This is a genomic window from Microbacterium sp. SORGH_AS_1204, assembly GCF_030818935.1.
In the GTDB taxonomy this organism is placed as follows: domain Bacteria; phylum Actinomycetota; class Actinomycetes; order Actinomycetales; family Microbacteriaceae; genus Microbacterium.
This window is the reverse complement of sequence record NZ_JAUTBD010000001.1, coordinates 284,346-305,310: the sequence shown is the minus strand read 5'-3', so window position 1 is coordinate 305,310 and position 20,965 is coordinate 284,346. Positions and strand designations below refer to the sequence as shown.

Here is a 20,965-nt window from a genome sequence, read left to right as displayed (position 1 = left end):
TCATGGACTTCTCGCTGGATGCCGCGTCCCCCACGCCACCGTACGAGCAGGTGCGGGCGCAGGTGATCGCCGCGATCGACGACGGGTCGCTCGTCGCCGGGACCCGACTGCCTCCCGTGCGCACCCTCGCATCCGAGCTGGATCTCGCTGCGAACACGGTGGCCCGGGCCTACAAGGAACTCGAGGAGGCCGGCTACGTCGAGACCCGCGGCCGCGCCGGCACGATCGTGCGCGGTGGCGATGCGGCGTCCACGCGAGCCGCGCAGGCGGCCGAGACGTACGTGGAGACGGTGCGTCGGCTGGGCGTCTCCGCCGAGGATGCGGTCGCATTGGTGAAGGCGGCGCTTCGCGCTCGCTGAGGTGCTGTCGGCGTCGCTGGCCGGGTTGGCTGAGCCTGGGGGGACGGGTAACGTCTTCGCACGGCCGACGACGGGAGGATGCCGCATGCCCACGCCCTACATGACGGACCCGGCCCTGCTGAAGTCCCTGAAGGGGCAGCAGTACGTCGTCCTGCGACCCGGTGCCGCCGTGGCCCAGTTCTACCGCCGCGAGCAGTCCGCCGTTCTCGGGCGGTTGCCGGGTGGCGTCCCCCATCCGCACACGGGCCACGTGACGCTGCGCGGCTTCTTCGAGCCGGAGCGTGTCGCGTCGCTCCGCGAGGCGATCGTCGGCTGGGCGCGCTCCCTGGCGCCGATCGATCTGCGCGTCGAAGCGATCGACGGGTTCCCGCCGCCGTTCAGCGTGCTCATCGCGCGCCTCGAGCGGACCCATTCGCTGCTCGACGCCTACGCGGGCTTGACCGAGCTGCTCGATTCGACGGACTTCGTGCGCATCGGCGAGCTGCCGCTCGACGAGTGGGTGTTCCACCTGTCGCTCGCATATACGAACACGCTCGACGAGCAGGGGTGGGCTCGGGCACTGCAGGCGAGCGCGCACGAGGTGGAGCCGAAGCCCTTCGAGACCGTCTCATCCGTGGATGTCGTCTGGTACGACGACACCGGCGAGCACATCGAGAACATGCCCCTCGGCCGAGCCTGACGCGGCGTCGCACGAGGTGGCTGCGCGGCGTCCTGATGCGTCGAGGTGGCTGAGGCGGGCGAAGCCACCGGGACCGGTCGACGCGCGAGGTGGCGGAGCCTGTCGAAGCCGCAGGACCCCGCGCGGCGTTCGAGGTGGCTGAGCCTGTCGAAGCCACCGGGCCGGGCTGACGCGTGGGGTGGCTGAGGCTACCAACGCCGCAGGGCCGGGCTGACGCGAGGTGGCTGAGCCTGTCGGAGCCGCGGGGCCGGCCGGGCGGGGGCGACGCCCCTCCTCCCCCGTGCACTGGTTCGCTCATCCATCCCCGATCCAGCTCGGGAGCCCGGGGCAATGTCGGAGGTCGTCGCTAGCATGCACACATGCCTGATCGCATCGTCCCGACAGCCCCGAAAGGCGGGCCCGCGGCCCTGACCGCGGTGCTCGACGACGTCCTGCGCACCGGCGCCGCCCTCGCCGCCGCCGACGTCGCCCGCACCCGCGCCCTCGCCGCCGCCGGGCACCTCGCCCTCGACGTCATGGCCGACCAACGCGCCACCGCCCGCGCCGCCGACCTCGCCCTCCGCGAAGTCGCCTCCGAAATCGCCGCCGCCGAAAACCTCTCCGACCGCACCGTCCAGACCCAGATCGGGCGGGCGATGACCCTCGTCGACCACTACCCGCACACCCTCGCCGCGTGGGAAGCCGGGGCGATCACCCGCCCCCACGTACACGCCATCGTCGACATCGGCACCCCGCTCCCGGCCGAGGCGCGCACCGAGTTCGACCTGCTCGCCGTGGCCACCGCCCAAACGCTCAGTCCCGGTCGCCTGCGCGCACGCCTCGCCATGCTCGCCGAACGCCTGCACCCCACCACCATCACCGAACGCCACCACCGCGGCCGCGACACCCGCTGCGTGCGCATCGTCACCGGCCACGACGGCATGTCCGACCTCATCGCCACCCTCCCCACCGTCCTCGCCGTCGGCATCTACGACCGCCTCACCCAACAAAGCCGCGCCATCATCGACACCCGCACCGGCATCACCGCAGCCCTCACCGACGCGCCCGACGACGGCGCGGGCTCAGCACACCCCACGGCCGGCACCGAGACAGTCCGACGAAATGCGCAGTCCACCACCACCGCCGCGACCCTCACCGACGAGCGCACCACCGCGCACCTCCGCGCCGACATCCTCACCGACCTGCTCCTCACCGCCGCCCCCACAGCCGACCCCACCCGCACCGACGACGGCCCCGGCACCCTCGGCACCATCCGCGCCCGCATCCAAGTCATCGTCCCGGCGTTGACCATGCTGAAGCCCGGCGCCGAGAACACCGACCCCGCCGAACTCGTCGGCCACGGCCCCCTCGACGCCACCACCGCCCGCACCCTCGCCGAAGCCACCACACTCCCCTGGGACCGCGTCATCACCCACCCCCTCACCGGCGCCGTCCTGCACACCGACACCTACCACCGCACCACCGCCATCGACCGCCACCTCCGCGCCCGCGACCGCACCTGCCGTTTCCCCGGCTGCACCACCCCCGCCACCCGCTGCGACGTCGACCACACCCACGACCACGCCCACGGCGGCAAAACCACCCACACCAACCTCGCGCACCTCTGCCAACGCCACCACACCCAGAAACACCTCACCCGCTGGCAGGTGAAGCAACTCCCCGACGAAGTCCTCAAGTGGACCAGCCCCACCGGCCGCACCTACACCGACGAACCCCTCCCCTACTCCCCCGCCACCCGCTTCCTCCCCGACGACCCACCCCCACCCGACCCCGAACAAGGCACACCGCCCTTCTGACCCGGGGAACACGCAGCCGCCCACTGCGCCTGCCGTTCGCCGCGCCTGCTCGTCCTCGGCCTCGACCTCGACCTCGGGCCTCTGACTCAACTCGGCCCGCTCACGACGTCACCTCTCAACGGGCAACCGCTGCGCGCCCTCCATTCGCTGCACCCGATATTCCTCGGCCTCGAACTCAGCTCGTCCCGCCCACGACGTCACCCCTCGACGGGCACGACGCGGGCGAGCGGCGTCAGGGTCCGCAGCACCTCACCCTCGAATCGCAGGTGCAGCCGCGCGGTCGACGCTTCGGCAAGGGGACCGCCGGCCGCATACGGATCGGACGCGCAGGCCTCCGATGTCAACACCGCGCGAGTCTCACCGACGACCGCCTCGCCCTTCTCGACGGCACCCACCGTGACGGCCGACCGACGCCCCCGTTCCGACTACTACCCCGCCTCCGACCACCGCCGCCATCAGCCGCGTACCCTCGACCCCATGCCCCTCGTCCTCGTCACCGGCGGCGCCCGCGCGAACAGCATCGCCGCGGGCATCATCCCCCGCCTTGAAGCCGACGGCTGGACCGTCGTGACCAGCGAACTCGACACCGGCGACTACCCGTGCGACCTCGCCAGCCCCACAGCGCCCACCGAGCTCATCGAACGCGTCTCCCGCGAGCGCGGACCTATCCACGCCCTCGTGCTGAGCCACGCCCACGGTGTCGAGTCCGGCATCCTCGACACCACCGCCGCGAGCTTCGACCGCCACGTCGCGGTGAACGCCCGCGCGACCCTGCTCATGATCGCCGCCTTCGCGCGACAGGTCGACGAAACCGGTGGCGCGATCATCGCCTTCACGAGCGACCACACCACGGGCAACCTCCCCTACGGCGCATCGAAGGGTGCGCTCGACCGCATCGTCATCTCCGCCGCACGAGAACTCGGCCCGCGGGGCATCTCCGCCAACGTCGTCAATCCCGGCCCGATCGACACCGGATGGATGGATGCCGAAACCCGCGACGCCCTCGCCGGCTACCACCCGCTCGGCCGCTTCGGTACGCCCCGCGACATCGCCGGCATCACAGCCTTCCTGCTGTCCGACGCGGGCCGCTGGGTCAGCGGACAGCTCCTCCACACCGACGGCGGGTTCACCGCGCGGTTCTGAGCGCCCGACGAGGCCCGCTCGCCGTGCTAACGTCGCCGGCAGTGACACGGGGTGCCCGCAAGGGGCTGAGAACACACCCGTTGAACCTGATCTAGCTCGTACTAGCGAAGGGATGTCGCGAATGGTCGTTCGCACGTCGTCGTCTCCGTCCACCCCCGCCTCCGCGCCCGAAGTCGCACCGGCCCGAGCGCTCGAGCGCCTCCGCGAGGCATCACCGCTCACGCAATGCATCACCAACGCGGTGGTGACGAACTTCACCGCCAACGCCCTGCTGGCCCTGGGCGCCGCCCCCGCGATGTGCGACATCCCCGACGAGGCCGGCATGTTCGCCGGCATCGCCGGCGGTGTGCTGGTGAACCTCGGCACCCCCACCGCCGAGCAGCGCGACGCCGCCCGCGAGGCCGTCGCCGCGGGCACCCCCTGGGTGCTCGACCCCGTCGCGGTGGGCGCCCTCCCGGTCCGCACGGCCCTCGCGCACGAGCTGCTCGAGGCGCGTCCGGCGATCATCCGCGGCAACGCCTCCGAGATCCTCGCCCTGGCAGGCCTCGGCGCCGGCGGTCGCGGCGTCGACGCCACCGACACGGCCGAAGACGCCCTCGACGCCGCCCGCGCCCTCGCGACGCGCACGGGCGGCACGGTCGCCGTCTCGGGCGAGACCGACCTGATCGTGGATGCCGCACGCACGGCGCGCGTGCCCGGGGGCAGCGCTCTGCTGACGAAGGTCACCGGCGGCGGCTGCGCCCTCGGCGCCGCAATGGCGGCCTTCGCGGCGATCGCGGAACCCTTCGACGCCGCTCTCGCCGCCAGCGCCGTCTGGGCCGTCGCGTCGGAACGGGCGGCATCCGGCTCCCGGGGCCCGGGGTCGTTCGCCGTCGCGTTCCTCGACGAACTCGCCGCCCTCCAGCCGAGCGACCTCGACGGCCGCGTGGAACTCGCATGACCGACCTCGCCCTGCACCTCGTCACCGACCACCGCGTCCCCTTCGCCCGCCTCCGCGACATCGTCGACGAAGCGGTGAACGCCGGCGTCACGGTCGTCCAGCTGCGCGACAAGCTCGCCACCGGCGGCGAGCTCTACGCCCGCACACTCGACCTCGCCGACGTCGTCGCGGGTCGCTGCGCCTTCGTCGTCGACGACCGCCTCGACGTCGTGCTCGCCGCGCGCGACCGCGGCGCGCGCGTTGACGGCATCCACCTCGGTCAGAGCGATCTCCCCGTCGACGCCGCACGCGCGCTCCTCGGCCCCACCGCCCTCGTAGGCTGGACGGCCAACACCCCGGAACACCTCGCCGCCGCCGACGCGTTCTCCCCGGGGACCCTCGACTACCTCGGCGTCGGCGTGATCCGCGCGACCGACACCAAGCCCGACCATCCGCGACCGCTCGGCGTCGACGGGTTCGCCGAGCTCGCGGCATCCACCGCCCTGCCCTGCGTGGCGATCGGCGGAATCGACGTCGGCGACGTCGCCGCCCTCCGCGACGCGGGGGCCGCCGGCGTCGCGGTCGTCTCGGCGGTGTGCGCGGCCGACGACCCGGGCGCGGTCGTGCGCGACCTCCGCGCGGCGTGGGCGAGCGCCGCGTGAGCGCCGCACAGACGCGCGAAGCGAGCCCGCGCGTGCTCAGCATCGCCGGCACCGACCCCACCGGGGGCGCCGGCGTGCAGGCCGACCTCAAATCCATCGCCGCCTTCGGCGGGTACGGCATGGCGGCGGTGACCGCGCTCGTCGCGCAGAACACCCTCGGCGTCCGCGAGGTGCACGTGCCGCCCACGGCGTTCCTCGACGCGCAACTGCGCGCGGTGAGCGACGACGTCGAGATCGACGCGGTCAAGATCGGCATGCTCGGTTCGGCCGACGTCGTCGCCACCGTCGACGCCTGGCTCGCCGAGACGCAGCCGCGGATCGTCGTGCTCGACCCGGTGATGATCGCGACCAGCGGCGACCGCCTGCTCGACGCCGACGCCGAGCAGGCGGTGCGCGCGCTCTGCCACCGCGCCGACCTCGTCACCCCCAACCTGCCCGAACTCGCCGTCCTCACCGACCGACCCGTCGCGCGCACCTGGGACGATGCGCTCGCCCAGGCGCGCACCCTGGCCGAGACGGCCGACACCTCCGTGCTGCTGAAGGGCGGACACCTCGACGGCGACCAGAGCCCGGATGCCATCGTCGACACGACCGGCGCCCACCCGGTGCCGGGCCGGCGCGTCGCCACCCGGCACACCCACGGCACGGGCTGCTCGCTGTCGTCGGCGATGGCGACCCTCGCCGCCCACGGCCTCCCCTGGCCCGCGGCGCTGGAACGCGCGAAGCGCTGGCTCACCGGCGCCCTCGAGAACGCCGAAGCCCTGCACGTCGGCCGCGGCAACGGCCCGATCGACCATCTGCACGAACTCCGCCCCCACATCGACCTGGGTCGCTCCTGGAGCGCCGGACGGTGGGATGCCACGACCTCGACCCGCGCCGAGGTCGACGCGTGCGCGTTCGTGCGGGGACTCGCATCCGGAGACCTCGACCGCGACGCCTTCCACTGGTATCTCGGTCAGGACCTGCTGTACCTGCGCGAGTACGCCCGCGTGCTGGCCCGCGCCGCGGCACTGGCTCCGAACGTCGACGAGCAACGGTTCTGGGCGGCGGCGTCGGTGTCGTGCCTGGTCGAGGAGGCCGCCCTGCACCAGTCGCACGTCGACCCGGCGCAGCTCGAACCCGCGTCATCGACCCTGGACTACACCGACCACCTGCACGCGGCATCGACCGCGGGGTCGTACGCCGTGCTGGTCGCCGCGATCCTGCCCTGCTTCGTGCTCTACACCGACATCGGCGCCCGCTGGCGCGGCACCTTCGCCCCCGATCATCCGTACGCCGACTGGCTCACCGCCTACGGCGACGAGGCGTTCGCGGCGTCATCGGCCGAGGCGACGACGATCGTGGATGCCGCCGCCCGCACGGCATCCGCATCCACCCGCGCCGCGATGGCCGCCGCCTACGACCGCTCGATGGTTCTGGAGCTGGCGTTCTTCGAGGCGCCTCTACGCCGGATCTGACAGCCGCGCGCGTCGCCCGGTCGTGGCGACGCGTGCGGGTCGCGGCTGCTCAGCCGCTCTTGCGGCGGAACTCGCGCTTGGTGACCGCTCCGTGGGTGCCCTGCACGGCGGAGTGGCCGTCGAGGTGCGCCTCACCGGAACGCTGCTGGCCGTTCTTCTTCGCGAGCGCTTCCTTGAACTTGCGCTTCATCTCGTCGGATGCCGAGGCACCCGCGGTCTCGTCGGTACTCATGCCCCCACCCTAGACACGCCCGAGCGGATCGATCTAGACGTGGCGCACCCGCTGCTGCAGCCGCGTGCGGATGTCGAACAGCTCGGTTCCGCCGACCTCACGCGCACCCGTGATGCCGCGTCGCAACAGGGTCGTCAGGGCGCTGCGAGTGACGAGGGCGACGGGGGTGCCACGCACTTTGCCGAGCTCGGTGACGGCATCCAGGATCGCGTCGTCGGGCAGCACCACCATGGCTCCGCTGAAGCGCACCCCGGCCGCCCGGGCGATCACACGAGCGCGCGACACCAGCTCGGTCACCGGCGCGCCGATGATGTTCGGCCCGGTGATCTCACCGCGGCGCACCCCCACGGGCCCGCCGAAGTCCTCGCTCAGCAGCGCATACAACCCGCTGGGCCCGAGCACCAGGTGGTCGAGCTTCTGCTCGGGGTCGCGCCCGTCGCGGTCGGCGAAGACGTCGTGCCACACGGTGTAGCCCATCCCCAGTTCGGACACGAGCCGGGCGGTCTCCTCCTCGGCGAGCGCGTCGGCGAGGATGTGCCGGATCTCGGGCGGCGCCGACCGCACGAGCGCCGGGTCGTACGGATCGGCGATGTCGACACCGCGCCCCACCCACTCGCGGATGAGCCCGAGGTAGCGCTCCCTGCGCCATCCGCCGGGCTGACCGTACGATCGGGCGCGCGGACGCGTGTCGGTGGGACGTGAGGGAGCGGATGCCGGGGCCCCACCGCCCCACTCGCCCGGCGCCGTGCCGCGACCGCGGTCGTAGGCGCTGCGCGCCTCCGGCGTTCCGACGAGCTCCCACGCGCGCTGCACCTGCACGAACAGCGCGGCGTCGCCGCCGGTGTCGGGGTGCGTCTCGCGCAGACGCACGCGGTAGGCGCGGCGCAGGCCCTCGTCGTCGATGTCGGCCGCGACACGGAGCACCTCGTATGCCGAAGACGACATGGGGCTGTCGAACACGTGCGTCATCCGTTCTGCCGCCCGGGCGCGCGGCGCCTCTCAGGCTAACCCGCCGTGGCTGTGCGCGACCCGAGGCGAAGGGAAGCGACCCGACCCGCCACGACATGACGACACGAGAACAGGGGGGTGCCACCAGGACAGGCCGTTCCGCGCCGGATCACCCTGTTCTCGTCGCATCGCCTGTTCTGGTCGCACCGTCACGCGCTCGTATGACGCCCCGCCGCCCGCGCCCCTCATTGCGCCGGGCGTAGGCCGCGGCATCCCGACTCGACAGCGCCAGCAGCACCAGGATGTCGAGGCTCAACGTCAGCAGGGTCGTGCCGACCGTGATCTGCTGCCCGTACGCCCACCACCCCACGAAGCTCGCGCTGATCGACGCGACCGACAGCAGCATCACCAACACGCGCGCGAGGTTGCCACCGAACAGGATCAGGATGCCGAACACCACCTGCACCACGAAGACACCACCGAGCACGGCGAGGAACACCGTCGTCCCCACGCCCATGTCGCTGACGGTGAGGTCGAGCGGCTCGTCGGCGTTCCCGCTCGCCGCGCCCGCGACGGCCCGCAGCCACGGCGGCAGCGAGAACGCCACACTCACCGCCCACAACGCCCCCGCGACCGCGCGCAGCAGCACGAGCACGCTGCCCGCGACCGTGGAGACCGGCCGGCGCATCGCGGGGTCGGCCGTGGGGGGATCGAGCGGCGGCTCGAACGCCGGGCGCTTCTCGGGATGCCGCTCCTCCCTCACGACGACACCCCGGCTCTGACCGCGCGCACGTCGATGATCGGCAGGTCGCCGTCGGTGGTGATGGTGTCTCCGCCGCCGTTGCGCGAGTGGTACCCCGTGGCGAAGTCGCGGATGACGTCGACCTCGACCCCCGGCAGGTTCCGCACCGTCGCGACGATGTGGTCGCGCTCGATGTCGGTGTCGGCGTCGATGCGGTGGGTCACCTGCAGCGTGAACAGCGACAGACCCACCGCGCGATCGAAGGTGCCGGCGGCGAGCCAGTCGACCCGGCGCCCGCCGGGCAGCAGCCACCCGTCGGGGCACCGCCACAGCCGCACGTGGTGCCTCTTCGCGGGCGAGCCCGCCACTTCTTGCTGATACGCCAGGTCTTGCATCCGTCCGAAGAGATAGAGCGGACTCACCGGCGCCCGCGGGTAGCTCCGCCGCCGCAGCGTCGACGCGACGATGCCCCACGACGAGCGCAGGCTCACCGGGTCGGCGGCGATCCAGCCCGCCTCCGTCATCACTGCTTCGATGTTCTCGCGTGAGCCGAGCAGCGCGAGGTTCACCGGGTCGCCGAGCAGGCCGTCGGAGGTGCGCGTGCGTCCCATGAAGTAGTCGGGCACATAGATCGCCGTGAGGATGCGATGCAGGCGCGGCAACGCGAGATACGCGAGCAGCACCCAGAAGGCGATGGCCATCAGAACCCCGCCCCAGCCGAGCGAGAACGACTCGGTGAAGCTGAGGTAGGCGAGCCAGATCGCGGCGACGCCGCCGAAGACGAAGAAGAACCCGTCGAGGGCTCGACCGATCGACCAGCGACGCCGCGGCGAGGTCATGGGCTCGTCACCACAGCGCGGGTTCGGGTTGATAGGCGAACGCCTCGGCGACCCGGTCGACGGGGAGGTCGTCGAGCCGCGCCGGCGACCACGACGGGGTCCGGTCCTTGTCCACGACCTGCGCGCGAATGCCCTCGACGAGGTCGGGTTGCGTGAAGGCGAACCACAGCACGAGGCCGTACTCCTGCGCGAGCGCCGCCCGTAGCGACGGCAGCTCGCGCGCCCGCCGCACGGCCTCGAGCGTCACGGCGAGCGCCGTCGGGGCGGATGCCGCCAACAGCTCGGCCGTCTCGCGCGCCTCCGCCTCGGGACGCGCGCGCAGGCGGTCCAGGATGCCGGGCACATCGGCGGCCGAGAACGCGTCGTCGATCCACTCCCGCGCCGTCTCGAGCCGCGACGGCTCGGGCGTCTCGTCGAACAGCAGCACGAGCTCGGTCGGGCTCGACGGATCCGCGCGGTTCTCGAGCGCTTCGTACAGCGCCTCGAGGTGGGCCACCGGCACCATGTGGTCGGCGAAGCCGGCGTACAGCGCGTCACTGGCATCCATCGTCCCGCCGGTGAGTGCGAGGTACTCGCCGATGCGACCGGGGGCGCGGCCGAGCAACCACGAGCCGCCGACGTCGGGGGTGAAGCCGATGCGCGTCTCGGGCATCGCCAGGCGCGAGCGCTCGGTGACGATGCGGATCGCGGCGTGACCGGCCAGACCGATCCCCCCGCCCATGCACACGCCGTCGGCGATCGCGACGACCGGCTTCCTCGACGTCGCGATGCGGTGGTCGAGGGCGTACTCCTCGCGGAAGAACGCGTGCACCTCGTCGGCCCGGCCGCCGGTCACCATCTCGTGCAGGGCCCGCACGTCGCCGCCGGCGCAGAAGCCGCGCTCGCCGGCACCGTCGAGCAGCACGACATCGACGTCGGTGTCGCTCTCCCACCGATCGAGGGTCAGGTGCAGCGCGCGGATCATGTCGAGGTCGAGCGCGTTGATCGCCTTCGGCCGGTTGAGCGTGAGGTGGCCGAGGCCCCCGCGGCCCCCCGACCAGGACGCTGTCGTTCTCGGATCGCTCTGCGTGCACGGTGCCACGTTACACACGCCGCCCGGCGCGCCTCCCCCCTGCGGAGGATGCGTTTTCGGCCCCGGATCGGGGAAGATGGGCAGAACGTCTGCCGAAGGAGAGGGGTCGCATGCCCGACGGACAGGTGCTCGAGCTGGTCGGCCTCACAAAGCGGTTCGGGGCGATCTCGGCCGTCGACGGCCTGACCGCCCGTGTCGAACCCGGACAGGTGACCGGCTTCCTCGGCCCGAACGGGGCCGGCAAGACCACCTCTTTGCGCATGTTGCTGGGCTTGGTGCGGCCCACCTCCGGCACGGCCACGATCGGCGGCAAGCGCTACACCGACCTGACCGCACCGCTGCAGACCGTCGGCGCCGCCCTCGAGGCATCCAGCTTCCACCCCGGTCGCTCGGCCGCGAACCACCTCAAGGTCTACGCGCGGGCGGCGAGCCTGCCCACCACCCGCATCGACGAGGTGCTCGGCCTCGTCGGGCTCGCCGACGTCGCCGGTCGTCGCGTCGGCGGGTTCTCGCTCGGCATGCGTCAGCGCCTGGGCCTGGCGACCGCCCTGCTGGGAGACCCCGGCGTGCTCGTGCTCGACGAGCCGTCGAACGGCCTCGACCCCGAGGGCATCCGCTGGATGCGCTCGCTGCTGCGACACCTCGCCGCGGAAGGACGCACGGTGCTCATCTCGTCGCACCTGCTCGCCGAGGTGCAGCAGACCGTCGACGCGCTGCTGATCATCTCGCGCGGGCGTCTGGTGTTCCAGGGCGGCATCGAAGACCTCGCCGACCCCGACGAGTTCGCCACCGTCGTGGACTCCCCCGACCGCGCCGCCCTGGGGCGGTTGCTCGATGACCGCGGCATCGCGCACCAGCTGCTGCGCAACGGCTTCACGATCCGCCACCACGAACCGGTCGAGATCGGCGCCCTCGCCGCGGGCGCCGGCATCGCCCTGTCGAACCTGCAGAGCAAGGGCGCGAGCCTGGAGGACATCTTCCTCGAACTCGTCAGCGGCGTGCGGGTGCACGCCAGCGCGGGCGCGACGCCCGTCCCCGTCGCGGACGCCGCCCCGGATACGGGGAGGGCTCCGAGTGCCGGGCAGATTGCAGACGCCGGGCAAGTCCCGGGTGCCGCCCCACCGGCCGCCACGCCCACCCCTGCCGCGACGCCCGACACCGTGGCATCCGTCGATCCCGACGCCGACGACCCGCGCCCCTCGACCGCCCTGGTGGCGGTGATGCCACCGCCTCGCGCGGCGCGCGCCGCGCCCTCTCCGACGCAGGTCGGCCCGCGCCCCTCCTACTCCGTCGCCTCGACCGGGGTCATCGACATCGTCCCCACCGCCGGACCCGACGAGACGGAGGCACCGCGATGAGCCTGGTCGCCGCAACCCGCTCCGAGTACACCAAGCAGTTCAGCACCGCCGGGTGGTGGGTGCTGGGCATCGTGCTCGTCGCCTACGTCGCCTTCACGGCCGGCGTGCTCGCCCTCGTGTTCGGCGGGGTGGCATCCGGTCGGCTGACGGGGGCGACCGGCCCCGCGCTGTCGGCTGACGGCATCCCCGCGCTCGTGTACAGCTCCGCCACGGCGGTCGGGTACGTCTTCCCTCTGCTGGTGGGCACCCTGATGGTCACGACCGAGTTCCGTCACAAGACGCTCACGCCGACGTTCCTCGCCACCCCGCGCCGCGGCGTCGTGCTCGTGGGCAAGTTCGTCGTCGGCATCGTGGTGGGACTGCTCTACGGCATCCTGGGCTCGCTCGCCGCGGTCGGCGCGGGAGCGGGCGTGCTGAGCGTCTTCGGCATCGACACCGCGCTGGGCGCCGGCGACACCTGGGAGCTCGTGGGCCGGATGCTGCTCGCCTTCGCCCTGTGGGCCCTCGTCGGCATCGGCGTCGGCACGGTCGTGCGCAATCAGGTCGCCGCGATCGTCATCGTGCTGGCCATCACGCTCTTCGTCGAGCCGATCGTCCGCACCGCCGGGGGACTCGTCGAGGGCTTCGCAGGGGTCGTCAAGTGGTTCCCCAGCGCCGCGAGCGACGCGCTCGTCGGGCAGACGATCTTCGGCGCCATGGGCACCGCCGCCGACGACTCCCTCGAGTGGTGGGCCGGAGGCCTCGTGCTGCTCGGTTACGCGGTGGTTCTGGTCGTCATCGGGCTGCTGACGACCTGGCGCCGCGACATCGACTGAGCGGCACCCGTCACGACCCGGGTGGCGCGTACCGGGGGACCTCCACGAAGACCATCTCCTTCATCGGCTCCGGCGGACGAAACGTGCCCTCCGGTTCGGGGACGATGTACAGGCCGCGACTGGTGTTGGCATTGAAGGTCAGCGCGTGCAGCCAGGCCGGGTTCAGCTGCGGCATGCGTCCGCCGTGGAACTTGAAGACGAGCGACACCCCGGAGTGGATGTAGACGCAGGTGCGCCCGCCTCCCGTGCTGATGTCGTCCTTCCAGGTGAAGGTGAAGGTCTCACCGCGCCGCACCTTGGCCATGATCACCGCCTGCAGATGCGCGAGAAGTCGATCCTCGAACTCCACCTTCACGTTCGAGTCGTAGACGAACTTGCCCATGATTCCTCCTCGGCACCCGACGTTGCGAGGGGGCGAGTGTCGCCCGGCGAGCGCCTACCGTCAGCGTCAGAGCGTCGGTTCGTGCGCGCCAATGCCCTTGCACTCGCCGTTCTTTCGTGATCGGCCTCCCACAAGCGAGCGAGGTTCGTCAGCGGCGTCGCCTCCCGGACGACGCTGATGGCGGCGGCACGCGCAGCAGACGGCGAACTATCCCATCGACGCGCGGCACGGGCAAGCGGGATGCGCGGCGACGCCCGGTCGGGGAACGTCGAGGGGAACCGGGGAGTGCGATGGGTGATCGACGAGACCTGCGGGGGCGTGCGAGCCCCTCAGCGCTCCATCGAACGAGGCGACGATGCCGGGAGCGTCAGCGTGCGCGCGTCGTCGCATCGACGCTGCAACTCGAACAGCGCGCTGTCTTCACCCGGGAGCGTGCCGGCTTCGGATCGGGGCACGGTCACCGCCGTGAGCGTCAGGTGGGCCCCCACGAGAAGCGTGCAGTTCGTCGCCTCCCCTTCGAAGCTCACCGGGAAGTCCACGACGTCGGTGCGCTGCTGGTCGGCGAGGAGCGACGCGTAGAGGAAAAGCTGACGGGCGATGGCGTTGGTGGTGAGCACCGAGCCCCCGCTGACCAAGATCCGACGCATGAACGATGCCTCCTCCGGTGCGCACAGTGTCACCCTGCCCCATCCTCCCGCCAAGGGGGGTTGCGATTTTCGAAACCTTCTCAGGTGGGGCCTCGAGGGGCGCCGCCCGCACCCATGGGGCGGCGTCCATGACGGCCGAGCGTTCCACCGCGTTCGCGCGCACCGGCGAGGAGGTCGAGGCGCGACTGCGCGAGCAGTACGGCGACTACCGCGTGCTCGACCCGGCGGCGACGATGAGCGATGACATCGTCCGCCGGCCCGGCTTCCTGCTCAATCGGGCGACATTCGGCGGCACGGTGGAGATGACCCTCGGCTCCGGATCGTTCGTCTCGCTCGGAGGGGCGACCGGGATCTGCCGGTGGTCGACGCCGGACGAACAGGGGGATGCCGCGGTGTCGGCCTACCTCGTGCTCCCCGGGGTCAGGACCACCGTGCGGATCACCGACAGCGTCGGAGCCGGCGTCAGTTTCGCCCCCGAAGCGCTGCAGCGCACCGTTCGCCGGATGTACGCCGACGACCGTCTCACGCTGCGATTCGCAAGCAGTCACCCACGGTCCCCCGACACCGGTCGATCGCTGCGCGAGATGGTGCAGTTCGTCGTCGCGGAACGCGAGGCGGCGTGGGAGAGCGACCTCGTCGCCGCGTCGATGGCTCGCCACGTCGCGGCACGCATCGTCGAGCTGTTCCCGTTACGCCACGATCCCGTCGACCGCCCGGTCACCGCGCGGGCGCTGCTCACCGGATACCGCCGAGCCATGCGATACATCGACGACTACGCCTCGCTGCCCATCACCGTGGAAGACATCGCCGAGGCCGCGGGGCTGCCCTCCGCGCACCTCGACGCCGCTTTCCGATGGCACTCGCCGTCGGGTGGGGCGACGAGCGACGTGGTGCGCGAGGTGCGTCTGGCCGCCGCTCATCGCGACCTCGTGGCTGCCGGCCCGCGGAACACCGTTCGCGCGGTCGCCCTGCGCTGGGGCTTCACACCCGAAGGTTTCGCGCGCGCCTACCATCGGCATTTCGGCGTCGAGCCGTCGGTCGTCCTCGAGCAGGGCCCGCCGCCGCGGCATCCCGACCCGCCGGAAGGCGGCGCCTGACCCGCCGCACCGCCCTCGCGCCGGGATGCGCACAGACCGGGCCACCGTCCGCCGTGCATTTGGCGGGGGCCGAGCCAGCGGCGAGAATCAACCGTGCTCGATGGACCGGTGATCGCGGAATGGCTGCCGGTGTCGGTGGCATCCCTGATCCTGTTGCTGGTGGCGGCGGGAGTGGCCGGCTGGGTCGACGCGGTCGTCGGCGGCGGTGGGCTCATCCAGTTGCCGGCCCTCGTCATCGCGGTGCCGAAAGACGTGGCGACGCCGTTCATCCTCGGCACGAACAAGCTGTCGTCGTTCTTCGGCACGCTCTCGGCGAGCTGGGTGTACCTGCGCAAGATCCGGGTGCAGCTGGTGCTGCTGATCCCCCTCGTCGCCGGGGCGTACGCCGGGTCGACGGTCGGCGCCGCCCTGTCGCGCTACGTGCCGCGCGAGGTGCTCACCCCCATCGTGCTCGTCGCCGTGATCGCCGTCGCGATGTACACCCTGTTCAAGCCGAAAATGGGGCTCGAGCACGCTCCGCGCCACGACGGCCGGGCGGCGATCGTCTGGCGGGCTGCGGCAATCGGGCTGCTGGTCGGGTTCTACGACGGCATCCTGGGCCCGGGGACCGGGTCGTTCTTCGTCATCCTGATCGTGAGCGTGCTGGGCTACGGCTTCCTGCAGGCCAGCGCGAACGCCAAGATCGCCAACCTCACCACGAACCTCGCGGCGCTGGCGGTGTACGGCGTGCACGGCGAGATCATCCTCGCGCTCGGCGTCGCCATGGCCGTGATGAACATCACCGGCGGCTTCATCGGCGCGCACATGGCCACGCGCCGCGGCAGCGGATTCGTGCGGGTCGTGTTCCTCGTGACGCTGTCGATCCTCATCGTGAAGCTCGCGTGGGACACGGTGGTGCAGTTCACGGCCTGAACCGCGCGCGCCTGCCGCCCCCTCCCCTCCCTTCCTCGCTGACTTGCGCCGTATGCACGCCCGGAGCGCGATCTCGCGAACACATGCCGCAAGTCACCGCCCGGCGGAGGGGAGGGACGCGGGTCAGGCGACGATGTCGGCGACGTTCTCGGGCTCGGATGCCACGTCGAGCCGCAGCGCCTTGAGCAAGGCCACGCCGTGCTTGGTGGTGAGCACGAGCCGCTCGAACTCGTCGTGACCGGCGAGGTCCACCACCACGCTGGGCTTGCGCCCTCGGATGATGACGAAGTCGTTGCCGCCCGCGGACTTCCAGGTGCCCGCGCCGACGGCGACGGGCAGGTTGATGCCGGGGTTGGGCACGCCGCGCAGCCACGTCCACGCGTCGTCGGTGAGCTGCACGCGTTCGATGTGCTCGCGGGGCACGACGATGTTCGATCTCCGGAACGACATCGCACGCTCGGTCGGCGAGAGAACCACCTCGAGCTGCGTCGAATCGAGCAGCAGGGTCACCATGGCATCCATCCTGCCAGCGCCCGAGAGCGCGCATCGGCGTGGCACCTCACGAGAGCGCAACAATCATCCCGTGCACGCACGCGTACCCCTCGGCCCCGATGTCGGAGTCGGGGGTTAGCCTGGAGCGATGAGTACGGGCAGCGCTGCGCCGCGAGTCGCACCGGCCCGAGGCACCTCGATCGACGACCTCTTGGCGCGTATCGCGGCAGGCCACCGTCCCGATGTCGACGAGACCGAGGCCTTGCTCGGCGCCCCCTTGCCCGCGCTGTTCCGCGTGGCATCCGCCCTGCGTGACGACGGGCTCGCCCGCGCCGGCCGCCCCCACGTTCTCACCTACTCGCGCAAGGTCTTCGTGCCGCTCACGACGCTGTGCCGCGACCGCTGCCATTACTGCGTGTTCGTCGACACCCCCGGCCAGCTCGCCCTGCTGCGCAAGTCCGCCTACATGAGCCCCGAGCAGGTTCTCTCGGTGGTGCGCCAGGGCCAGGCGCTCGGCTGCAAAGAGGCGCTGCTCACCCTCGGCGACCGCCCCGAGGAGCGGTGGCCCGAGGCCCGCGAATGGCTCGACGCGCACGGCTTCGCCTCCACCATCGATTACGTCGCCCACATCGCCCGGCTCATCACCGCCGAGACGGGCATGCTCGTGCACGCCAACCCCGGCGTCATGCATCCCGACGAGCTCGCGACGCTGCGCCCGGTCTCTCCGTCGATGGGCATGATGCTCGAGACCACCTCGCGGAGGCTCTACGAAGAGCCCGGTCGGGTGCATTTCGGCTCCCCCGACAAAGACCCGGCGCTCCGGCTGCGAGTGATCGACGACGCCGGAGCCGCCGGCATCCCGTTCACCACCGGCATCCTCGTCGGTATCGGCGAGACCGTGCGCGATCGTGCCGAGTCGCTCGTCGCCCTGCGCGAGCTCGACGACCGCCACGGGCACGTGCAAGAGGTCATCGTGCAGAACTTCCGCGCGAAACCCCGCACCGCCATGCAGGGCGCACCCGATGCCGACATGCACGAGTATCTGGCCGCCGTCGCCGTCGCGCGCCTGGTGTTCGGCCCCGACATGCGCGTCCAGGTGCCGCCGAACCTGACAGACCCGCGCGAGCTCGGCCTGCTGATCGAAGCGGGGGCCGACGACTGGGGAGGGGTGTCGCCCCTCACCGCCGACCACATCAACCCCGAGCGCCCGTGGCCGCAGATCGACGATCTCGCCGGGCACACCGCCGCGCGAGGCTTCCTGCTGCGCGAGCGCCTCACGGCCCACCCCGAGTACGTGCGCGACGCCGAGCGCTGGATCGACCCGAGCCTGCACGCGCCCGTGCAGGCGTTGGCGGATGCCGCGGGGCTGGCGGCCGGGGCGGTGGGCGTGGATGCCACGCTCGGCCCGGCGGATGCGTTCGCGATGACGCCGGGCGTGGAGTCGTCTGACGTGGAGTCGCCGGGCGCGGAGTCGCCGGGCGTGGAGTCGCCGGGCGTGACGTCGCCGGGCGTGGAGTCGCCGGGCGTGGAGTCGCCGGGCGTGACGAGCGGAGGACCGGGGACGGAGGGAGGACCGACCCGAGAGATCCCGCCCTCCGCCGGTCCCACACCCTCCGCTCGTCCCACGCACACGGACGCCCCGCGCCGCCCCGTGCCGACGGACACCCCCCGCCAGGCAGCACGCACCGACCCCGGCGTGCGTCGACTCGCCGAGCGGGCGGCATCCACCCCCCTCTCCCTCGATGACGCCGACTGGACGCGCCTGCTGCGCGCCACCGGCCGCGAGCTCGACGACCTCACCGTCGTCGCCGACGACGCGCGTCGCTATACCGTCGGCGAGCCGATCACGCTCGTGCAGAACCGCAACCTCACCTCGACCGGCCTGCGCCGCTCCGGCCGCACCGCTCCGGGTGAATTCGACCTCGACGATGCGGCCGCCATCGCCACGGATGCCGCCGACCTCGGCGCCACCGAGATCTGCATCCAGGGCGCCCTCCGCGCCGACGAAGATCCCGCCGGCTACCTCGATCTCGTGCGGGCCGTGAAACGTGGGGCGCCCGGCATCCATGTGCACGCGTATCGCCCGCTCGACGTGCGCGACCTCGCCGATCGCGGCGGTCTCGGGCTCGACGGAGCTCTCGCCGCGATGCGGGCGGCGGGCGTCGACACGGTCCCGGGGACGGGCGTAAAGGTCCTCAGCGAGCGGGTGCGCGCGCTCGTCGCGCCGGGCGATCTCGAGATCGACCGCTGGATCGAGGGCATCACGGCCGCCCACCACGCCGGTTTCCGTTCGACCTCGGTGCTGTTCTACGGCCACGTCGAGACCGCCGGCGAGCGCATCGCGCACCTGCGGCGCCTGCGCGAGATCCAGACCGAGACGCGCGGCTTCGCCGAGTTCGTGCCGATCCCGCTGCCCGGCGGCGACGTGCCGCTGGTGCCCGGCCGTGCCCCGCTCGACGAGCACCGCGCGATGGTCGCGGTATCGCGGCTGTTGCTGTCAGGCAGCATTCCGCACGTGCAGATCCCGTGGACCCGCGTCGGACGCGAGACCGCGGCCGTGCTGCTGCGCTCCGGTGGCGACGACCTCGGCGGCACCCTCTACGACGGGCGCGTCCTGCCCGACACCGGTATCGAGCAGGGGCTGCAGCTCCCCGTCGCCGCCGCCGAGCGCCTCGCGCGCAGCCTCATGCGACCGTTCCGCCTGCGCACCACCGACTATCAAGTCGCGTCGCCCCTGCCCGACCCCCATGCCCCGTACCTCGAGACGAGCGCCGGCACCCGCCACTCGCTCCCGGCCGACGGACCGCGCGGGTGAGGGTCATCGACGTCGCGATCGTCGGGGCCGGCTTCGCCGGTCTCGCGATGGCGGGCGCCCTGCGACGCGCCGGACGCGACGACATCGTCGTGCTCGAACGCGCCGACGACGTGGGCGGCACGTGGCGCGAGAACACCTACCCCGGCGTCGCCTGCGACGTGCCGGCGCACCTCTACAGCCTCGCCGCCCATCCGAACGCCCGGTGGTCGCGCACATTCGCCCCCGGCGGAGAGATCCAGGCGTATCTCCGCGACGTCGCCGCGCGCGAAGGTCTCGGCGACCGGCTGCGGCTTCGCACGCCGCTCCTCGGGGCGCGGTGGGATGCCGACGGCTCCCTGTGGAGCCTCGACACGGCAGCCGACGAACCCCTGCTCGCCCGTTCGCTCGTGCTCGCCTGCGGACGCCTGACCGAGCCGTACGTCCCCGCCATCCCGGGGCTCGAATCGTTCGGCGGCCCGATCTTCCACACCGCGCGGTGGGACCACGGCATCGACCTGACCGGTAAGCGCGTCGCCGTCGTCGGAACCGGTGCGAGCGCCGTGCAACTCGTCCCCGAGCTCGCGCGGCGTGCCGGCCAGGTGACGCTGTTCCAGCGAACGCCCGCGTGGATCGTCCCCCGCGGCGGCGACGACATCGCCGAGGCCGACCGCGCGCACCTCGCGGCGCACCCCGGCGACCTCGCGCGTCTGCGGGCCGACCTCTACGCCGAAGGCGAGCAGCGCTACGCCTCGCGCTCGGGCGACGCCGCGGCATCCGCCGCCGCCCGCTCCGCAGCCCTCGACCACCTGCACGCCCAGGTCGCCGACCCGGCGCTGCGCGCCGCCCTCACCCCCGACTACGCCTTCGGATGCAAGCGCGTGCTGCTGTCGGACACGTTCTACCCCGCCGTGGCCTCGGATGCCGTGACCCTCGAACCCACGGCGCTCGCCGCTGTCGACGGGTCGACGCTGACGGCCGCGAGCGGGCGGAGCCATCACGCCGACGTGCTCGCGCTGGCGACCGGCTTCGCCTCGACACAGCAGCCGTACGCCGACCTGGTCCGCGGTGAGACGGGGACCCTCGCCGCGCACTGGTCGGGAGGCATGACGTCGTTCGGCTCCACGGTGGTCGCGGGGTTCCCGAACCTCTTCGTGCTGAACGGACCCAACGCCAGCCTCGGTCACAACTCGGCCGTGCTCATGGCCGAGGAACAGGCGGCCTACGTCGTGCGCGCGCTCTGCGAGCGCGACCGACGCACCGAGCCCGTGCTGCGCGTGCGTCCCGAGGCCGAGGCGGCCTACACCGACGAGATCGCCGCCGCCGCGGCATCCACCCCCTGGCTCACCGGCGGATGCCGCAACTGGTACGTCGACGACCGCTCGGGCCGGTTGACGCTGCTGTGGCCCGGCACGGTGCAGGCGTTCCGCGAGCGACTCGCGGCGACGGACGGGTCGGAGTTCGAGCCCGTCAGCGATCAAGCTGCGGATTCCCCCGCGTCGACGGCAGCCCCCGGCGAGACCATCCCGCACACACCCGCGTAAGGCGACCTACCCGGCCGTTTCCGCGCGTCGTCACGACGGGCGGGGGCGACTGCGCCCGGAAACACGCAGGAAATGCGAG

22 protein-coding genes and 1 riboswitch are annotated in these 20,965 nt (G+C 72.3%); of the genes, 13 read left to right on the top strand and 9 right to left on the bottom strand.

Annotated features, from left to right (window positions below; genetic code table 11):
* The first annotated feature begins 2 nt into the window (after nt 1-2).
* From QE410_RS01370 to QE410_RS01360, 3 genes are all read left to right on the top strand, one after another.
* Nucleotides 3-359, top strand: coding sequence for a GntR family transcriptional regulator (locus QE410_RS01370; RefSeq protein ID WP_307326969.1), 357 nt, complete (start codon nt 3-5; stop codon nt 357-359).
* Nucleotides 360-444: 85 nt separating this feature from the next.
* On the top strand, nt 445-1,038 hold the full coding sequence (locus QE410_RS01365) for a 2'-5' RNA ligase family protein (RefSeq protein ID WP_307326967.1): 594 nt from the start codon (nt 445-447) through the stop codon (nt 1,036-1,038).
* 359 nt (nt 1,039-1,397) lie between these two features.
* Nucleotides 1,398-2,834 (top strand): HNH endonuclease signature motif containing protein, encoded by a 1,437-nt coding sequence (locus QE410_RS01360; protein WP_307326966.1) that lies wholly within the window; start codon nt 1,398-1,400, stop codon nt 2,832-2,834.
* A gap of 197 nt (nt 2,835-3,031) precedes the next feature.
* On the opposite strand, the gene QE410_RS01355 is transcribed toward QE410_RS01360, so the two are convergent.
* A complete protein-coding gene (locus tag QE410_RS01355; RefSeq protein WP_307326964.1) occupies nt 3,032-3,229 on the bottom strand; it encodes a hypothetical protein in 198 nt (65 codons plus the stop codon).
* 82 nt (nt 3,230-3,311) lie between these two features.
* On the opposite strand from QE410_RS01355, the gene QE410_RS01350 reads away from it, so the two are divergent.
* The 4 genes from QE410_RS01350 (at nt 3,312) to thiD (ending at nt 7,015) form a co-directional block, all read left to right on the top strand.
* Entirely contained in the window at nt 3,312-3,977 is a 666-nt protein-coding gene (locus QE410_RS01350; RefSeq protein ID WP_307326961.1) for an SDR family oxidoreductase, read from the top strand.
* Between the two features lie 37 nt (nt 3,978-4,014).
* Nucleotides 4,015-4,107, top strand: a riboswitch (TPP riboswitch).
* Nucleotides 4,099-4,917, top strand: a complete 819-nt coding sequence (gene thiM, locus QE410_RS01345; RefSeq protein ID WP_307326960.1) for a hydroxyethylthiazole kinase — start codon at nt 4,099-4,101, stop codon at nt 4,915-4,917. It overlaps the preceding riboswitch by 9 nt.
* On the top strand, nt 4,914-5,558 hold the full coding sequence (gene thiE, locus QE410_RS01340; protein ID WP_307326958.1) for a thiamine phosphate synthase: 645 nt from the start codon (nt 4,914-4,916) through the stop codon (nt 5,556-5,558). Before thiM ends, thiE begins: the two co-directional genes overlap by 4 nt.
* Nucleotides 5,555-7,015 carry a bifunctional hydroxymethylpyrimidine kinase/phosphomethylpyrimidine kinase gene (gene thiD, locus QE410_RS01335; RefSeq protein ID WP_307326956.1) on the top strand — a complete coding sequence of 487 codons (1,461 nt, stop codon included), beginning with the start codon at nt 5,555-5,557 and terminating at the stop codon, nt 7,013-7,015. Before thiE ends, thiD begins: the two co-directional genes overlap by 4 nt.
* Nucleotides 7,016-7,064: 49 nt before the next feature.
* Here thiD and QE410_RS01330 read toward each other — a convergent pair whose 3' ends face one another.
* From QE410_RS01330 to QE410_RS01310, 5 genes are all read right to left on the bottom strand, one after another.
* The gene (locus QE410_RS01330) at nt 7,065-7,247 is read right to left on the bottom strand and encodes a DUF5302 domain-containing protein (protein ID WP_307326955.1); all 183 of its coding nucleotides are present in this window, start codon (nt 7,245-7,247) and stop codon (nt 7,065-7,067) included.
* A 33-nt stretch (nt 7,248-7,280) separates the two neighbouring features.
* On the bottom strand, nt 7,281-8,207 hold the full coding sequence (locus tag QE410_RS01325; RefSeq protein WP_307326953.1) for a DnaJ domain-containing protein: 927 nt from the start codon (nt 8,205-8,207) through the stop codon (nt 7,281-7,283).
* Between the two features lie 157 nt (nt 8,208-8,364).
* Complete coding sequence (locus QE410_RS01320) at nt 8,365-8,958, bottom strand: hypothetical protein (protein ID WP_307326951.1); 594 nt, start codon at nt 8,956-8,958, stop codon at nt 8,365-8,367.
* Nucleotides 8,955-9,776, bottom strand: a complete 822-nt coding sequence (locus QE410_RS01315; RefSeq protein ID WP_307326949.1) for an LssY C-terminal domain-containing protein — start codon at nt 9,774-9,776, stop codon at nt 8,955-8,957. Before QE410_RS01315 ends, QE410_RS01320 begins: the two co-directional genes overlap by 4 nt.
* Before the next feature lie 7 nt (nt 9,777-9,783).
* Entirely contained in the window at nt 9,784-10,857 is a 1,074-nt protein-coding gene (locus QE410_RS01310; RefSeq protein WP_307326947.1) for an enoyl-CoA hydratase/isomerase family protein, read from the bottom strand.
* 101 nt (nt 10,858-10,958) lie between these two features.
* On the opposite strand from QE410_RS01310, the gene QE410_RS01305 reads away from it, so the two are divergent.
* Nucleotides 10,959-12,206, top strand: a complete 1,248-nt coding sequence (locus QE410_RS01305) for an ABC transporter ATP-binding protein (RefSeq protein WP_307326945.1) — start codon at nt 10,959-10,961, stop codon at nt 12,204-12,206.
* Nucleotides 12,203-13,021 (top strand): ABC transporter permease, encoded by an 819-nt coding sequence (locus QE410_RS01300; RefSeq protein WP_307326942.1) that lies wholly within the window; start codon nt 12,203-12,205, stop codon nt 13,019-13,021. Before QE410_RS01305 ends, QE410_RS01300 begins: the two co-directional genes overlap by 4 nt.
* 10 nt (nt 13,022-13,031) lie before the next feature.
* Here the strand turns inward: QE410_RS01300 and QE410_RS01295 are convergent, their stop codons facing one another.
* On the bottom strand, nt 13,032-13,403 hold the full coding sequence (locus QE410_RS01295) for an ATP-dependent DNA ligase (RefSeq protein ID WP_307326941.1): 372 nt from the start codon (nt 13,401-13,403) through the stop codon (nt 13,032-13,034).
* A gap of 329 nt (nt 13,404-13,732) precedes the next feature.
* The gene (locus tag QE410_RS01290; RefSeq protein ID WP_307326939.1) at nt 13,733-14,050 is read right to left on the bottom strand and encodes a hypothetical protein; all 318 of its coding nucleotides are present in this window, start codon (nt 14,048-14,050) and stop codon (nt 13,733-13,735) included.
* 128 nt (nt 14,051-14,178) lie between these two features.
* On the opposite strand from QE410_RS01290, the gene QE410_RS01285 reads away from it, so the two are divergent.
* Together QE410_RS01285 and QE410_RS01280 are read left to right on the top strand one after the other, a co-directional pair.
* Nucleotides 14,179-15,147 (top strand): AraC family transcriptional regulator, encoded by a 969-nt coding sequence (locus tag QE410_RS01285; protein WP_307326937.1) that lies wholly within the window; start codon nt 14,179-14,181, stop codon nt 15,145-15,147.
* Between the two features lie 93 nt (nt 15,148-15,240).
* Nucleotides 15,241-16,059, top strand: coding sequence for a TSUP family transporter (locus QE410_RS01280; RefSeq protein ID WP_307326934.1), 819 nt, complete (start codon nt 15,241-15,243; stop codon nt 16,057-16,059).
* 123 nt (nt 16,060-16,182) lie between these two features.
* Here the strand turns inward: QE410_RS01280 and QE410_RS01275 are convergent, their stop codons facing one another.
* Nucleotides 16,183-16,572, bottom strand: a complete 390-nt coding sequence (locus QE410_RS01275) for a hypothetical protein (protein ID WP_307326932.1) — start codon at nt 16,570-16,572, stop codon at nt 16,183-16,185.
* A gap of 127 nt (nt 16,573-16,699) precedes the next feature.
* Here QE410_RS01275 and cofG point away from each other — a divergent pair, with 127 nt between their 5' ends.
* Nucleotides 16,700-19,366, top strand: a complete 2,667-nt coding sequence (cofG, locus tag QE410_RS01270) for a 7,8-didemethyl-8-hydroxy-5-deazariboflavin synthase CofG (RefSeq protein WP_307326930.1) — start codon at nt 16,700-16,702, stop codon at nt 19,364-19,366.
* Nucleotides 19,363-20,886: an NAD(P)/FAD-dependent oxidoreductase gene (locus QE410_RS01265; protein ID WP_307326928.1), complete on the top strand. Its 1,524-nt coding sequence runs from the start codon at nt 19,363-19,365 to the stop codon at nt 20,884-20,886. The genes cofG and QE410_RS01265 overlap by 4 nt, the downstream gene beginning before the upstream one ends.
* The last annotated feature ends 79 nt before the right edge of the window (nt 20,887-20,965 follow it).

Bases quoted from the DNA above. Each gene is read 5' to 3' on its own strand.
- QE410_RS01370 (WP_307326969.1), top strand. From the start codon at position 3: ATGGACTTCTCGCTGGATGCCGCGTCCCCCACGCCACCGTACGAGCAG.
- QE410_RS01365 (WP_307326967.1), top strand. From the start codon at position 445: ATGCCCACGCCCTACATGACGGACCCGGCCCTGCTGAAGTCCCTGAAG.
- QE410_RS01360 (WP_307326966.1), top strand. From the start codon at position 1,398: ATGCCTGATCGCATCGTCCCGACAGCCCCGAAAGGCGGGCCCGCGGCC.
- QE410_RS01350 (WP_307326961.1), top strand. From the start codon at position 3,312: ATGCCCCTCGTCCTCGTCACCGGCGGCGCCCGCGCGAACAGCATCGCC.
- thiM (WP_307326960.1), top strand. From the start codon at position 4,099: ATGGTCGTTCGCACGTCGTCGTCTCCGTCCACCCCCGCCTCCGCGCCC.
- thiE (WP_307326958.1), top strand. From the start codon at position 4,914: ATGACCGACCTCGCCCTGCACCTCGTCACCGACCACCGCGTCCCCTTC.
- QE410_RS01330 (WP_307326955.1), bottom strand. From the start codon at position 7,247: ATGAGTACCGACGAGACCGCGGGTGCCTCGGCATCCGACGAGATGAAG.
- QE410_RS01315 (WP_307326949.1), bottom strand. From the start codon at position 9,776: ATGACCTCGCCGCGGCGTCGCTGGTCGATCGGTCGAGCCCTCGACGGG.
- QE410_RS01305 (WP_307326945.1), top strand. From the start codon at position 10,959: ATGCCCGACGGACAGGTGCTCGAGCTGGTCGGCCTCACAAAGCGGTTC.
- QE410_RS01300 (WP_307326942.1), top strand. From the start codon at position 12,203: ATGAGCCTGGTCGCCGCAACCCGCTCCGAGTACACCAAGCAGTTCAGC.
- QE410_RS01295 (WP_307326941.1), bottom strand. From the start codon at position 13,403: ATGGGCAAGTTCGTCTACGACTCGAACGTGAAGGTGGAGTTCGAGGAT.
- QE410_RS01290 (WP_307326939.1), bottom strand. From the start codon at position 14,050: ATGCGTCGGATCTTGGTCAGCGGGGGCTCGGTGCTCACCACCAACGCC.
- QE410_RS01285 (WP_307326937.1), top strand. From the start codon at position 14,179: ATGACGGCCGAGCGTTCCACCGCGTTCGCGCGCACCGGCGAGGAGGTC.
- QE410_RS01275 (WP_307326932.1), bottom strand. From the start codon at position 16,572: ATGGTGACCCTGCTGCTCGATTCGACGCAGCTCGAGGTGGTTCTCTCG.
- cofG (WP_307326930.1), top strand. From the start codon at position 16,700: ATGAGTACGGGCAGCGCTGCGCCGCGAGTCGCACCGGCCCGAGGCACC.